This window comes from Geodermatophilus sp. TF02-6, from assembly GCF_003319115.1.
GTDB lineage: Bacteria > Actinomycetota > Actinomycetes > Mycobacteriales > Geodermatophilaceae > Geodermatophilus.
The window spans coordinates 42,402-55,144 of sequence record NZ_QOHF01000012.1 but is presented as its reverse complement, the minus strand read 5'-3'; the positions used below and the strand labels follow the sequence as shown (position 1 = coordinate 55,144).

The 12,743-nt window shown below is 75.6% G+C and carries 15 protein-coding genes, 2 tRNA genes and 1 other RNA gene; 9 read left to right on the top strand and 9 right to left on the bottom strand.

Going from position 1 to position 12,743, the window contains the following annotated elements:
• Window positions 1–11: 11 nt before the first annotated feature.
• Complete coding sequence (locus tag DQ238_RS12475; RefSeq protein WP_113781592.1) at window positions 12–347, bottom strand: YbaB/EbfC family nucleoid-associated protein; 336 nt, start codon at window positions 345–347, stop codon at window positions 12–14.
• A gap of 138 nt (window positions 348–485) precedes the next feature.
• On the opposite strand from DQ238_RS12475, the gene DQ238_RS12470 reads away from it, so the two are divergent.
• Entirely contained in the window at window positions 486–875 is a 390-nt protein-coding gene (locus DQ238_RS12470) for a helix-turn-helix transcriptional regulator (RefSeq protein ID WP_113781591.1), read from the top strand.
• Entirely contained in the window at window positions 872–1,351 is a 480-nt protein-coding gene (locus DQ238_RS12465) for an SRPBCC family protein (RefSeq protein WP_113781590.1), read from the top strand. The genes DQ238_RS12470 and DQ238_RS12465 overlap by 4 nt, the downstream gene beginning before the upstream one ends.
• A 35-nt stretch (window positions 1,352–1,386) precedes the next feature.
• On the opposite strand, the gene DQ238_RS12460 is transcribed toward DQ238_RS12465, so the two are convergent.
• Window positions 1,387–3,585, bottom strand: coding sequence for a DNA polymerase III subunit gamma and tau (locus DQ238_RS12460; protein ID WP_113781589.1), 2,199 nt, complete (start codon window positions 3,583–3,585; stop codon window positions 1,387–1,389).
• Window positions 3,586–3,915: 330 nt separating this feature from the next.
• Window positions 3,916–4,011: signal recognition particle sRNA small type (gene ffs / locus DQ238_RS12455), an RNA gene on the bottom strand.
• Window positions 4,012–4,180: 169 nt separating this feature from the next.
• Here ffs and DQ238_RS12450 point away from each other — a divergent pair.
• Window positions 4,181–4,558 (top strand): hypothetical protein, encoded by a 378-nt coding sequence (locus DQ238_RS12450; RefSeq protein WP_233495919.1) that lies wholly within the window; start codon window positions 4,181–4,183, stop codon window positions 4,556–4,558.
• Between the two features lie 63 nt (window positions 4,559–4,621).
• Here the strand turns inward: DQ238_RS12450 and DQ238_RS12445 are convergent.
• Window positions 4,622–4,706: transfer RNA gene (locus tag DQ238_RS12445), tRNA-Ser, on the bottom strand.
• A 167-nt stretch (window positions 4,707–4,873) separates the two neighbouring features.
• Here DQ238_RS12445 and DQ238_RS12440 point away from each other — a divergent pair.
• Entirely contained in the window at window positions 4,874–5,221 is a 348-nt protein-coding gene (locus DQ238_RS12440; RefSeq protein ID WP_113781588.1) for a hypothetical protein, read from the top strand.
• A 38-nt stretch (window positions 5,222–5,259) separates the two neighbouring features.
• Window positions 5,260–7,023, top strand: a complete 1,764-nt coding sequence (locus DQ238_RS23275; protein WP_199506317.1) for a serine/threonine-protein kinase — start codon at window positions 5,260–5,262, stop codon at window positions 7,021–7,023.
• A gap of 69 nt (window positions 7,024–7,092) precedes the next feature.
• On the opposite strand, the gene DQ238_RS12430 is transcribed toward DQ238_RS23275, so the two are convergent.
• From DQ238_RS12430 to DQ238_RS12410, 5 genes are all read right to left on the bottom strand, one after another.
• Window positions 7,093–7,180 (bottom strand) — tRNA-Ser (locus DQ238_RS12430).
• A 10-nt stretch (window positions 7,181–7,190) separates the two neighbouring features.
• Window positions 7,191–7,664 carry a nucleoside deaminase gene (locus DQ238_RS12425; RefSeq protein ID WP_233495918.1) on the bottom strand — a complete coding sequence of 158 codons (474 nt, stop codon included), beginning with the start codon at window positions 7,662–7,664 and terminating at the stop codon, window positions 7,191–7,193.
• A 169-nt stretch (window positions 7,665–7,833) separates the two neighbouring features.
• Window positions 7,834–8,490 (bottom strand): HAD-IA family hydrolase, encoded by a 657-nt coding sequence (locus tag DQ238_RS12420; protein ID WP_113781587.1) that lies wholly within the window; start codon window positions 8,488–8,490, stop codon window positions 7,834–7,836.
• Window positions 8,487–9,038, bottom strand: a complete 552-nt coding sequence (locus DQ238_RS12415) for a tRNA adenosine deaminase-associated protein (RefSeq protein WP_113781586.1) — start codon at window positions 9,036–9,038, stop codon at window positions 8,487–8,489. Before DQ238_RS12415 ends, DQ238_RS12420 begins: the two co-directional genes overlap by 4 nt.
• A complete protein-coding gene (locus DQ238_RS12410; protein WP_233495917.1) occupies window positions 9,035–9,778 on the bottom strand; it encodes an O-methyltransferase in 744 nt (247 codons plus the stop codon). Before DQ238_RS12410 ends, DQ238_RS12415 begins: the two co-directional genes overlap by 4 nt.
• Between DQ238_RS12410 and DQ238_RS12405 the strand changes: the two genes are divergently transcribed.
• The 4 genes from DQ238_RS12405 to DQ238_RS12390 all read left to right on the top strand — a co-directional run bounded on the left by DQ238_RS12405 (window position 9,777) and on the right by DQ238_RS12390 (window position 12,661).
• Entirely contained in the window at window positions 9,777–10,217 is a 441-nt protein-coding gene (locus DQ238_RS12405) for a PaaI family thioesterase (RefSeq protein ID WP_113781585.1), read from the top strand. The two genes, DQ238_RS12410 and DQ238_RS12405, sit on opposite strands and share 2 nt — an antisense overlap.
• Window positions 10,214–11,134, top strand: a complete 921-nt coding sequence (locus DQ238_RS12400) for a prephenate dehydrogenase/arogenate dehydrogenase family protein (RefSeq protein ID WP_113781678.1) — start codon at window positions 10,214–10,216, stop codon at window positions 11,132–11,134. Before DQ238_RS12405 ends, DQ238_RS12400 begins: the two co-directional genes overlap by 4 nt.
• Before the next feature lie 36 nt (window positions 11,135–11,170).
• On the top strand, window positions 11,171–11,404 hold the full coding sequence (locus tag DQ238_RS12395) for a DUF2630 family protein (protein ID WP_113781584.1): 234 nt from the start codon (window positions 11,171–11,173) through the stop codon (window positions 11,402–11,404).
• Between the two features lie 279 nt (window positions 11,405–11,683).
• Complete coding sequence (locus DQ238_RS12390) at window positions 11,684–12,661, top strand: UDP-glucuronic acid decarboxylase family protein (RefSeq protein ID WP_113781583.1); 978 nt, start codon at window positions 11,684–11,686, stop codon at window positions 12,659–12,661.
• Window positions 12,662–12,743: the final 82 nt, after the last annotated feature.

The window sequence follows — 12,743 nt, the reverse complement described above, 5'->3', positions numbered from 1 at the left end:
GGGTGCGCGGCTCAGAGGCCGGGCAGCCCCAGGCCGCCGCCGAGACCGCCGGCGAGCGGCCCCATGCGGCTGGCGGTGAGTTCGTTGGCCTGGCGGGAGGCGTCGCGGAAGGCCGCGACGAGCAGATCCTGCAGGGTCTCGACGTCGTCGGCGTCGACGGTGGACGGGTCGATGCTCACCGCGGTGACCTCGCCCTGCCCGGTCATCGTGACGGTCACCAGGCCGCCGCCGGCCGAGCCGGTGACCTCCTCCTGCGCCAGCTGTTCCTGCGCGGCAGCCAGCTGCTGCTGCATCTGCTGGGCCTGCTCGAGCAGGCGTGCCATGTCGGGCTGGCCTCCGGGGAACATGCTCCGAGCGTAGGCCGCGGGTGTGACACCCGTCGGGACGCCGGGCCGCGCCGCATCCTCAACCGAGTGGTTGACAAGGCCGGTGAACGGGTCCACCCTCTTCCTCAACCAACTGGTTCACGAGGGGGGAGGCATCCGATGGCCGCCGATCCGCTCTCCCGGGTCTTCGCGGCCCTGGCCGATCCCACGCGGCGCGACATGGTGGCCCGGCTCGCCGTGGCCGACGCGACCGTCGGCGAGCTCGCCCGCCCCTACGACGTCAGCGTCCAGGCGGTCTCCAAGCACCTGCGGGTGCTCGAGGACGCCGGCCTGGTCAGCCGCGGCCGCGACGCCCAGCGCCGTCCGGTGCACCTGGAGGCCGAGGTCCTCGACCTCATGACCGCGTGGATCGAGCGCTACCGGCGGCGGGCCGAGGAGCGCTACCGCCGCCTGGACGACGTCCTCCGGTCCATGCCGGACGGGCTGTCACCCACCCGCCCCACCGACGAGAGCACCGACACCCCCACCCTCGAGGGAGGACCGTCATGACCTCCGCGCACGAGACCCGGATCGTCTCCGACCCCGACGTCCCGCTGGTCCGCATCACCCGGGAGTTCGACGCCCCGAGGGAGAAGGTGTTCCGCGCGCACACCGACCCCGACCTGGTCGTCCGGTGGCTCGGCCCGCGCGACCTGGAGACGTCGATCGACCACTACGACTGCCGCACCGGCGGCTCCTACCGCTACGTGCAGCGGCGCGGCGACGAGGAGTACGGCTTCCACGGCTGCTTCCACGAGGTCCGGCCCGACGAGCTGATCGTGCAGACCTTCACCTTCGAGGGCACGCCCGACGGCGTGGCGCTGGAGAAGCTGGTCCTCGAGGACTCAGGTGACGGCCGCACCCGGCTGACCTCGACCTCGCTGGTCGACTCCTTCGCCGACCGGGACGCGTTCGTCGCCAGCGGCATGGAGACCGGCGTCCGCGAGGGCTACGAGCGCCTCGACGAGGTCCTGGCGCAGGACTGACCCCTCGGCCCCTCCGCAGAGGGCCAGCGGGGTCCTCAATCGACCGGGCGGGCGCCGAGCTGGGCGCGCAGCAGCGCCAACGCGGCCTGCTCGGGGTCGACGGCCGGCGCGTCGTCGACCGGCACCCCGTCGGCCTCCGCGGCGTGCTGGGCCACCAGCTCGCGCTCCTCGCGCTCCTGGGCGGCGCGCGCCGCCTCGCGGGCGGCCTCCGGGGAGACCCGCGCACCGGCCGGAGCGCCGGCGCCCTCCACGACGACCTGCACCTTCCAGCGCACGCCGAGCAGCTCCTGCAGCGACTGGCGGACGACGTCCTTGTTGAGGTCGTCGCCGAGCATCTTGGCCAGGGCCGGTGAGGTGGCCGCCAGGGTCAGCACGCCGCCGGCGAGCTCGTGCACCTGGGCGCTCTTGAGCAGCGCCTCGGTGGTGCGCTTGTGGCCGCGCACCACCTTGAGCAGCTCCGGCCACACCCGCCGGACGTCGGTGGTGCTCAGCTCGCCGTCGTCGGCCGGGGTCGCGGGGTCGGCCGACACCACCGGCACCGGCTCACCACCGCGGGGCGCGGGCGAGGACTCGGCCGCGGCTCGCGGCGCCTCGGGAGCCGGGCACGGCTGCTCCAGGCGCGCCGCCGCCGCGGCCGCCGCGGCGGGCTGGGCCGGGTGCGGCCAGTCCTCGTCGTCGGTGGGCTCCGGCGGCAGCGGGACGTCGGGCTCGCCCACGGCCACCCGAGGACGGCGCGGCTCCTCGGCCGCCGGGCGGGTCGGGAGGGCGCCCGACCCGGGGGGCGTCGTCTCGGGCCAGTCGTCGGCGGCCGGCGTCCGGACCGGCTCGCTGTCCTGCGGCTCCGGAGCCGGGGCCGGTGCGGACGGCGGTGCGGTCGGGGCGGGGGCCGCCTGCGTGGCGGCCTGCTGGGACCTGCGCACGAACTCCCGCCGCGGCGCGGCCGGTTGCTCGGTCGCGGCCGGTGCGGCGTCCGCGACCTCCCGGCGGACCTCCCGCACCGGCGGCGCCTCGGCGGGCGGGCGGCCGGCGGTGACCGGCGCCTCGGCGGGCGGGCGGCCGGCGTGCTCGCCGGCGATCGACATCCGCCGCTCGAGCCGCTCCAGGCGCTGCAGGGTGGCGGCGGACGAGTCGTCGGTGGCGGGCAGCAGCATCCGGGCGCACACCAGCTCGAGCAGCAGCCGGGGCGCCGTCGTCCCACGCATCTCGGTCAGGCCGGCGTGCACCGTGTCGGCCATCCGGGACAGCGTCGCCGACCCCAGGGCCCGGGCCTGCGAGCTCATCAGGTCCAGCCGGTCGGGTGGGCAGTCGAGCAGGCCGTTGCCGCCGGCGTCGGGGACGGCGTCGAGCACGATCAGGTCGCGCAGCCGGTCGAGCAGGTCGGTGGCGAACCGGCGGGGGTCGTGGCCGGCCTCGACCACCCGGTCGACGGCGCGGAAGACGGCGGGCGAGTCGTGCGCCGCCAGCGCGTCGATGGTCTCGTCGAGCAGCGCGTCGTCGGTCACCCCGAGCAGGCTGACCGCGCTCTTGTACGTGACGCCCTCCGACCCGGCGCCGGCCAGCAGCTGGTCGAGGATGGACAGCGAGTCGCGCACCGAGCCGCCGCCAGCGCGGACGACCAGCGGGAACACCGTCGGCTCGACCTGCACCCCCTCGGCGGCGCAGGTCCGCTCCAGCAGGCCGCGCAGCGTCGTCGGCGGCACCAGGCGGAACGGGTAGTGGTGCGTGCGCGAGCGGATGGTGGGCAGCACCTTGTCCGGCTCGGTGGTGGCGAAGACGAAGACGAGGAACTCCGGCGGCTCCTCGACCACCTTGAGCAGGGCGTTGAAGCCCTGCGTGGTCACCATGTGCGCCTCGTCGACGATGTAGACCTTGAAGCGGCTGTTCACCGGCGCGAAGAAGGCGCGCTCCCGCAGGTCGCGGGCGTCGTCGACGCCGCCGTGGCTGGCCGCGTCGATCTCGATGACGTCGATCGAGCCGGGGCCGTCGGGCGCCAGCGAGACGCAGGAGGTGCACACCCCGCACGGGGTGGACGTCGGCCCCTGCTCGCAGTTGAGCGACCGGGCGAGGATGCGCGCCGAGGAGGTCTTGCCGCAGCCGCGCGGACCGCTGAAGAGGTAGGCGTGGTTGATCCGGCCGCCGTCGACGGCGTTGACCAGCGGGGTGGTCACGTGCTCCTGGCCGACCACCTCGGCGAAGGTCGCCGGGCGGTACTTCCGGTAGAGCGCCAGAGCCACGGAGGCAGGTTACGTGGACGGGACGACGTTGCTCACCGCAGGAGAGCCGTCGTGGGCCACGCCGCGCTGGGCTCGCACGCCGTGTACCCGGCGGCCACAGCTCGACGTCAGACGACCGTGCTCGCGGGTCGAACGACGCCTGGCTGACCTGGTACGACGCGACCCGCTCGCAGAGCAACGAGCCGTGACACTGTTCGTGGCCGCTGTCGCCGCACCACCCCGCACGCCGCTCGAGGGCCCCCACGGTGACCGCCGCGATCTCGGCCTTCGAGGGGTCCCCGCAGCCTGCGACATCTCCCCGAGGCTCGTGTGCGACGACCTGGTCCTCGACTGAGGGACCCCCCGCACACCCGCCAGAGCCCGCTTATCCTTGCTGCCTTCCGGCCCTGGGGAGGTTCACAGGATGACGCCGCACGGGGGGTCGGTGTCCACTGTAGTGGAACGGTGCACAACCGCGGGTGCGGCCCTACCGTCCCGGCCACGACGCCCCGGCGCGCGCTCGTCCTGCCCCGCTCCGCTCCTGACCCGGAGCACCGCGGGCGCGGACCGCGCCACGCTGACGGCGCTCGACCTGGCGCTCGCCGGCCTCGGGCTGTTGGTCGGCCTCACCGCCGGGGCCTCGGCCGGGACGGCGGTGCTGCTGGGGGCCCTGCTCGCGGCCGGCTCGGCCCTCGGCTACGCGTTCGTCACCCTCGCCGGCGGGGACGTGCCGGCCGGCGTCCCGGTGACCCTGGCCGGGTTCGCCGGCGGGGCGCTGCTCCTGACACCGGTCGCGCTCGCCGCGGGCCTGCACCTCACCACCGAACCGGTGGCCCTCGCGACGCTGCTCCACCTCGGAACGGTGCCGAGCGCCGCGGCGTGCGCGCTGTTCTCCCGCGGGCTGCGGACGGTGCCGGGCGCGGTCGCCGGGCTGTACCTGCGGCGCCTGGGCGCGGACGAGCGGCGGGACGTCGCCGCGCAGCCGTGCGGCTGAGGGGACCGGTCGGGACGGCGCGGAGGCCGGGCCCCGCTGACGAGCGGGGCCCGGCCTCGGCTGCGGAGGATGGGAGATTCGAACTCCCGAGGGGTTGCCCCCAACCCGCTTTCCAAGCGAGCGCCATAGGCCACTAGGCGAATCCTCCAGGTGCGTCCGCCAGGATACCGGGCCTCGCCCGCCGGGTCAGCCGCGGCACCCGGTTCCAGCTGGGCGCCGACGGCGGCCGCCGTGTGGTTACGTGTGCGTCACCTGGGAAGAGCTGATCGGGAAACGGGACCGCCCCGTCCTGCGGCACGACAGGAGAGGCAAGCCATGAGCGAGACCGGCCAGCTCCGCCCCGAGGTCGTCGAGGCCATCGTCGCGGTGCTCAAGGGCGCCGACCCCGCCGCGCTGCCGCCCACGGCCACCAGGGAGGAGAAGGACGCGGCGAAGGACCGTTACCTCTCCGAGTTCGCCGCCGAGCGCAGCAAGCGCGACCGGCAGACCCGCGCGTGGGAGCTGCTGCTCACCCGCGGCTACGACGAGCCACCGACCTGGCGACGGCTCTTCGACGACCTCTCCCCCGACGTCGTCCGCGAGCTCGGCGAGCTCTACGACGCCCTCCCCGCGGGCGCGCAGGAGGAGTACGCCCGCCGCTACGGCGTCCCCTCCGGCCTCTGACCAGCGCCCGCGGCGCCGACGACGGGGAGGACCGCACGGTGACGAGCCCACCCGACACGCTCGTCGGTGCCCGCTACCGGCTGCTGTCCCGCATCGGCGGCGGCGGCATGGGCACGGTGTGGCTGGCCCGCGACGAGCTGCTGGGTCGGCAGGTCGCCATGAAGCAGATGCTGCCGCCGCCGGGGGCCGACTCCTCCGCGCTCGACCAGCAGCGCCAGCGTGCGCTCCGCGAGGGGCGGATCGCGGCGCGGCTGTCCCACCCGCACGCGATCTCCGTCTACGACGTGGTCGTCGAGGCCGGGTCCCCGTGGCTGGTGATGGAGTACCTGCCCTCGCGCAGCCTGGCCGAGGTGCTCCAGGACGAGGGGGTGCTGCGCGTCGACCAGGTGGCGCAGATCGGCGCCCAGGTGAGCGATGCCCTCGCCGCCACCCACGACGCGGGCATCGTGCACCGCGACGTCAAACCGGCCAACATCCTCATCGGGCGCGGGCCGCGGGTGGAGGGCCTGGTCAAGATCACCGACTTCGGCATCTCGCACGCCAGCGGCGACGTCACCCTCACCCAGACCGGCCAGCTGACCGGCACGCCGGCCTACCTCGCACCCGAGGTGGCCCAGGGCGGGGAGATGACGCAGGCCAGCGACGTCTTCTCGCTGGGCGCCACCCTCTACGCCTGCCTGGAGGGGCAGCCGCCCTTCGGGATGGACGACAACCCGCTGCGACTGCTGCACCGTGTGGCCGCCGGCCGGCCGGAGCCGCCCCGCCGGGCCGGCCCGCTGACCGAGCCGCTCACCCGGATGATCGATCCCGATCCGGCGCGCCGCCCCACCACGCGGGAGGTCCGGGACGAACTGGTCCGCCTCGCCGCGGGCCGGGACGGTGACACGACCACGGTGCTGCTGGCCCCCACCGACCTGCGGCCCGCGCCGCCCCCCGGCCGGGCGCCGGACCGGACCGGCGCCACGGGGGGTGCGGCCGTCACCTTCGCCGACAACGTGGTGGCTCCGCCCGAGGACGTCCCCGCCGCTCCCGACGGGTCCGGACCCCGCGCCGCACCCGGGGCGGGCGATCCGGCATCCCTCCGCAGCCGACCGGCACCCGAGCCGGGCGGGCCCACACCGGCGCCTCCTGCATCGGCGTCGGTGGTCACCGCCCGCCCGCGCAGCCGCCGACCGTGGGCGGTCGCGGCGCTCGTCGCGGCGCTGCTGCTGGCGCTGGGGGCGTCGTGGCTGGCCGTCCGGAGCGGCGGCGACGGTGGGACGGCGGGTGCACCGACCACCGCCGCGGCACCGAGCACCCAGGCCCCGGCGCCGAGCACCCAGGGCGCGGCGCCGAGCACCACGGCGACGGCACCGACCACTGCGGCGACGGCACCGAGCACCGAGCCGTCGCCCAGCCCCTCGCAGCCCACGACGCAGCCCACGACCGCGGCGTCCACGAGCCCGCCCGTCGAGCAGTCGCCGACCTCCGCGCCTCCCGCACCGGAGCCGCTGTCGGCGCAGAACGTGCGCGCGTTCCTCGGCAGCTACCACGAGCTGGTCACGAGCGATCCGCGGGCGGCCTACGCGCTGACCGGTCCGACGTTGCGCAACGCCATCAGCGAGGAGGGCTACGTCGCCTTCTGGCGCCGGTTCGCCGACGTCCGGATCAGCGACATCGCAGCCACCGACGGCGCGGACACGGCCACCGCGACCCTGCAGTTCGTCTACCCCGACGGCAGCAGCCAGACCGAGCGGCACCGGTTCCAGTTCCTGGTCCGCAACGGCCGGCTCGTCCTGGACAGCGACCGGCAGATCGGCTGACCCGCCCGCAGATCGGCTGACCCGCTCCACGACGCCGCCCGCGGGGACGACCCCGGGGCGGCTTCGCGCTGGCGGTGGCGGTGGGATTTGAACCCACGGAGGCTTGCACCTCACACGCTTTCGAGGCGTGCTCCTTCGGCCGCTCGGACACGCCACCGTCGACCAGACTACAGGGCCCGCTTCCGGCGGAAGAACGCGCGTAGGAGCGCGGCGGACTCCTCGGCCCGCATCCCCGCCGTGACCTGCGGACGGTGGTTGAGCCGGCGGTCGCGGACGACGTCCCACAGCGACCCGACCGCCCCGGCCTTCGGGTCGTCGGCGCCGTAGACGACCCGGTCGACGCGGGCGAGCACGCTGGCGCCGGCGCACATGGTGCAGGGCTCGAGGGTGACCACCAGCGTCGTCCCGGTGAGCCGCCAGCCGTCCCCGTGCGTCCGCGCGGCCGCGCGCAGGGCGAGCACTTCGGCGTGCGCGGTGGGGTCGCCGCGCTTTTCCCGCTCGTTGGCCGCCTCGGCGAGCACCGCGCCGTCCGGCCCGAGGACGACGGCGCCGATCGGCGCGTCCCCCCACTCGGCCGCGGCCGCGGCCAGCGCCAGCGCGCGATCCATCGCGGCGTCGACGACGTCGACCGGGAGGGTCACCGGGTCTCCCCCGGCACGCTCGTGCTCTGCCCACCACCGTGGGCAGAGCACGGAGAGGCGGTGAACGGAGGGGGTTCAGGACGCTCGTGCTCTGCCCACCAGGGTGGGCAGAGCACGACTCTCCGGGGAGAGAGGGGTGCCGGGGGCGGGGTCACCGTGCCAGGAGGGATCACGGTGCCGCGGCCAGGAGGTCGATGCCGACCAGCGCCGAGAGCTCGGCCAGCGCCGCCGACGGGTCGGCGACCTTGATCGTCTGCATGCCCATCGCCCGCGCCGGCTTGAGGTTGACGCCGAGGTCGTCGAGGTAGGCGCACTCCGCCGCCTCGACCGGCCGGCCGGCGGCCTCCGACAGCCGGGCCAGCGTGCGGCGGTAGATCTCCGGCTCCGGCTTGCGCACGCCCTCCAGCGAGGACTCCACCACCGCGTCGAACAGCTCCAGCAGCTCCCCCAGCTGCCCGGTGCGCTCCATCGGTGCGACGTTGTTCGACAGCAGCGCCAGGGGCAACCCGGCCGAGCGCAGCCGCCGCACGGCCGCGACCACCGCCGGCCGCACCTCCCCGGCCAGCGCGGCCAGCACCCGCCGGGCGTCGAGGCGGTGCCCGGCCGCCAGCGCCTCGGCCTCGAAGGTGTCGACGAACCCGGCGGCGTCGAGCTCGTTGCGCTCGTAGCGGGCCCAGGCGTTGGTGTCGGGGTCGGTGCTGTTCAGCCGCCGGATCAGCCCCTCCGGGAGACCGGCCTCGGCCTCGTAGGCGGCGAACGCCGGCATGGGGCTCTCGGTGATCACGCCGCCGAGGTCGAAGACGACGGCCGTCGCGACGCCGCTCACAGATGCACCGCCGCGGCCAGCTCCGCGGCGAACCCGAGCCGGGCGGCGATCGCGGCCACCATCTCGTCGGCCCACAGGTCGTCGGCGGTCACGATCGGCCGCAGCTGCTCGGCGGGCAGCCCGTCGTCGGCGAACACGTCCAGGTCACCTCCGGGCCAGCCGGCCTCGTCGTCGGCGAACACCCCGCGGGCGTCGACCCCGATGCCTTCCACACCGCTGCCCTCCGCACCGATGCCCTCCGCACCGATGCCCTCCGCACCGATGCCGTAGCGCTCCACCACCTCGGCGGCGAGCACCCACTCCTGCATGGTCGCGTCGGAGATCAGCGCCCGCACCAGGCCGCCGGGCCCGTGCCGCAGGACGACGAAGTACAGCCGCGAGTCGACGACCACCACGAACGGCGCCGGCCAGTCCTCGGCCGCCGGGTCACCCAGCGCCCGCTCCAGCACCGGCAGCTCCTCGCCGGCGTCCGCGGCGAGCAGCTCCACCCGCCAGCTCCCGTCCGACCGGCTCACCCGCACCGCCCAGCTGGCCCGGGCGTCCTTCATCGGCGGCGCAGCACGGTCAGGCCGTCGGAGACGGGGAGCAGCACCGTCTCCCAGCGCGGGTCGGCGGCCAGCGCCCGGTTCAGCTCGGCGATCGCGCGGTCGTCATCGGTCTCCGGCGCCAGCACCCGCCCCTCGCGCAGCGTGTTGTCCAGGAGCACGAGGCCGTTGTCGGCCATCCGCGGGTGCAGCTGGTCGACGTAGTCGGCGTAGCCGGTCTTGTCGGCGTCGACGAAGGCGAGGTCGAACGTCGGCTCGGCCGGCAGCGCACGCAGCGACTCGTGGGCATCGCCCAGCCGCACCTCGATGCGGTCGGCCACACCGGCCCGTGCCCAGTACCGGCGGGCGATCGCCGTCCACTTCTCGCTGTCGTCCAGGCAGAGCAGCGAGCCGTCGGCGGGCAGCCCTCGGGCGACGCAGAGCGCCGAGAGACCGGTGAAGGTGCCGATCTCGACCGCGTGGCGGACGCCGAGGGCACGGGTCAGCAACTGCATGAAGACGCCCTGCTCCGGGGCGATCTGGTAGGTGGGCGAGACCTCGCCGCGGTCGGCCATGGCGGCGGTCTCGGCCACCAGGTCGGCGGCCACGTCGTCCAGCGGTTCGGAACGGGACCGCACGTAGTCGCCCAGTTCCGGGGTGAGGAGGAACGACCGCGGCGTCATGGCGTGCCGGGACGGCGGGGGGCGGGGGTCGACGCGGAGGTCGATGCGGAGGTCGACGCGGAGGTCATAGCCTCCGATCATGGCCGATCCCGCCCCGGACGACGGAGCCGACGTCGACCCCGCGCTGTTCGCCCGACTGGCGGCCGACCCGCTGGCCGGGCACCTGGGGATCGTCCTGGAGCAGGTGCGGCCCGGGTACGCGCGGGCCGCGATGACGGTGACCCCGCACCTGCTCAACGCGGTCGGCAGCGCGCACGGCGGGGCGACGATGGCCCTGCTGGACGTCGTCCACGCGGCGGTGAGCAACAGCCACGGGACGGTGGCCGTGGCCCAGGACGTGCACACCGAGTTCCTCGCTCCCGGCCGGCCCGGGGACCGGCTGGTCGCCGAGGGCCGGGAGGTGCACCGCAGCAGCCGCACCGCCGTCTACCGGATCGACGCCCGAGCCCAGGACGGCCGGCTGGTCGCGACCGCGCTGGCCCGCGTGTTCCGCACCGACCGCCCGTGGGAGACCGCGTGACGACCGCCTCCCCCGTGCCGACGGCGCCCGCTCCCCCGGTCGGCGTCGTCGGCCTCGGCCAGCTCGGCGGGTCGCTGGCCGCGGCGCTGGTCGCGGCGGGCCGCGCCGTCGCCGGCTGGGACGTCGACCCCGCGGCCCGGGAGGCCGCCGCCGCGCGCGGGGTGCGGATCACCCGGGAGCTGGCCGGCGTCGTCGTCCTCGCCGTCCCGCTGCCGGCTATGGCCGGCGCGCTCGACGGGTTGGACGTCGCCCCCGACGCCACCGTCACCGACGTCGGCTCGGTGAAGGCGCCGGTGCTGGCCGAGCTGGCCCCGGTGCTCGGCGGCCGCTACGTCGGCGGGCACCCGATGTGCGGCACCGAGCGTTCGGGGCACGCGGCGACCGACCCGGGGCTGTTCACCGGGGCCCGCTGGGCGGTGTGCCTGGAGCCGGACACCGCGCTGCCGCGTTGGCTGCGGGTGGCGGAGGTCGCGCTGGACGCCGGCGCGGAGGTGGTGCCGGCGACCGCCGCCGAGCACGACGAGGCCGTCGCGGCGGTCAGCCACGTGCCGCACCTGCTGGCCGCCGCGCTGGCCGCCGCCGCCGGGGAGGCCGGTCCGCTGGCCCTCGCTCTGGCCGCCGGCAGCTTCCGCGACGGCACCCGGGTGATCGGCAGCGACCCCGCTTTCGTCACCGCGATGGTGCAGGGCAACGCCGGTCCCACGGCCGCGGCGCTGGAGCGGGTGCAGGCGCAGCTGGCCCGGCCGTGGCCGGAGCTGGTCGCCGCCGGCCACGCCGTCCGCGCCGCCGCGCCGGCCGGCCGGCGGACCGTGCACGTGCCGCTGGACCGGGCGGCACTGCTCGCGCTCGGCCGGGCCGGTGGAGCGGTCACCCGGCGGCTGGCCGCGTTCCTGGAGGGCTGGGTCCCGGAGGGCTGACCGTTTCGCCCGCGCCGCGGCGGGCAGGGAGCGGCCATGGACGACACGGAGATCCGCAGCCGCATCGAGGCCCTGGTCGAGGAGGAGCACCGACTGCGGGACGGCGGCGAGCACACCGACGAGACGCGTGCCCGGCTCCGGCAGATCGAGGAGGACCGCGACCAGCTCTGGGACCTGCTGCGCCAGCGGGACGCCAAGCGGCAGTACGGCCAGGATCCGGACGAGGCCCGGCCCCGCCCGGAGCAGCAGGTCGAGGACTACCTGCAGTAGTGGAAGGACCCTCCTGCCCCCCACCCCTCGCAAGCTCGCGGCGGGGCCCTGCAGGAGGGCCGCCCTGCACCCCACCCCTCGCAGGCTCAGCAGCCAGGCCCCGTCCGGAGGCTCGCCCCGAGCTTGCGAGGGGTGAGGAGGACGGGGTCCTGCTACCTGGAGGAGGCCGCAGGTCACCCGACGCGGGACACTTAAAGCGCGAAGTGCGTGGGTGCGGCAGCACCGGGTAGGAGCCGCCCGGCGCGCAGGCGGCGCGATGGGGTGGCGATGGGAGCAGCGATGGGGCGCGCGGCACGGACGATCCGGCGGGCGGTGGTCACCGGCGGGGCCGGGTTCCTCGGCTCGCACCTGTGCGAGCACCTGCTCGCCCACGACGTCGAGGTCGTCTGCCTGGACAACTTCCTCACCGGCTCCCCGCAGAACGTCGTCCACCTGGTGGAGCACCCCGGCTTCCGGCTGGTGCGCTGCGACGTCACCGACTTCGTGCACGTGCCCGGCCCGGTCGACCTGGTGCTGCACTTCGCCTCGCCGGCCAGCCCGCTGGACTACCTGCGGATGCCGATCGAGACGCTCAAGGTGGGCAGCCTCGGCACGCTGCACACCCTGGGGCTGGCCCAGGAGAAGGGCGCCCGCTACGTGCTCGCCTCCACCTCGGAGGTCTACGGCGACCCGCTGGTGCACCCGCAGCACGAGGAGTACTGGGGCAACGTCAACCCGGTCGGCCCGCGCGGGGTCTACGACGAGGCCAAGCGGTTCAGCGAGGCCATGACCACCGCCTACCGGACGGCGAAGGGCACCGACACCGGCATCGTGCGGATCTTCAACACCTACGGTCCGCGGATGCGCCCCGACGACGGCCGCGCGATCCCGGCGTTCGTCGGCCAGGCGCTGTCCGGGCGCCCGCTCACCGTGGCCGGCGACGGCTCGCAGACCCGCTCGATCTGCTACGTCGACGACACCGTGCGCGGCATCCTGGCGATGGCGTTCTCCGCCGAGGCGGGCCCGGTCAACATCGGCAACCCCGACGAGCTGTCGATGCTGCGGCTGGCCGAGTGGGTCGTCGAGCTGACCGGCTCCGACTCCGGCATCGAGTTCATCGACCTCCCCGTCGACGACCCGAAGGTGCGCCGTCCCGACACCACCCGCGCCGAGCAGCTGCTGGGCTGGCGGCCCGAGGTGCCCTCCGCGGAGGGGCTGCGGCGCACCGTGGCGTGGTTCGCCGAGCAGCGGGAGGCGGCCGCCGTCCGGGCCGGGTGATCCACCCGCGGTCAGCGATCGCATCTACTGTGTGAGGGGCGGTCGCGGAGGTCGCCGAGGAGACCTCGACCACATCGACGGG

Excerpts from the sequence above, each read along its gene's own strand:
- DQ238_RS12475 (WP_113781592.1), bottom strand. The coding sequence starts at position 347 with ATGTTCCCCGGAGGCCAGCCCGACATGGCACGCCTGCTCGAGCAGGCC.
- DQ238_RS12470 (WP_113781591.1), top strand. The coding sequence starts at position 486 with ATGGCCGCCGATCCGCTCTCCCGGGTCTTCGCGGCCCTGGCCGATCCC.
- DQ238_RS12465 (WP_113781590.1), top strand. The coding sequence starts at position 872 with ATGACCTCCGCGCACGAGACCCGGATCGTCTCCGACCCCGACGTCCCG.
- DQ238_RS12440 (WP_113781588.1), top strand. The coding sequence starts at position 4,874 with ATGAGCGAGACCGGCCAGCTCCGCCCCGAGGTCGTCGAGGCCATCGTC.
- DQ238_RS12415 (WP_113781586.1), bottom strand. The coding sequence starts at position 9,038 with ATGAAGGACGCCCGGGCCAGCTGGGCGGTGCGGGTGAGCCGGTCGGAC.
- DQ238_RS12405 (WP_113781585.1), top strand. The coding sequence starts at position 9,777 with ATGGCCGATCCCGCCCCGGACGACGGAGCCGACGTCGACCCCGCGCTG.
- DQ238_RS12410 (WP_233495917.1), bottom strand. The coding sequence starts at position 9,778 with ATGATCGGAGGCTATGACCTCCGCGTCGACCTCCGCATCGACCTCCGC.
- DQ238_RS12395 (WP_113781584.1), top strand. The coding sequence starts at position 11,171 with ATGGACGACACGGAGATCCGCAGCCGCATCGAGGCCCTGGTCGAGGAG.
- DQ238_RS12390 (WP_113781583.1), top strand. The coding sequence starts at position 11,684 with ATGGGGCGCGCGGCACGGACGATCCGGCGGGCGGTGGTCACCGGCGGG.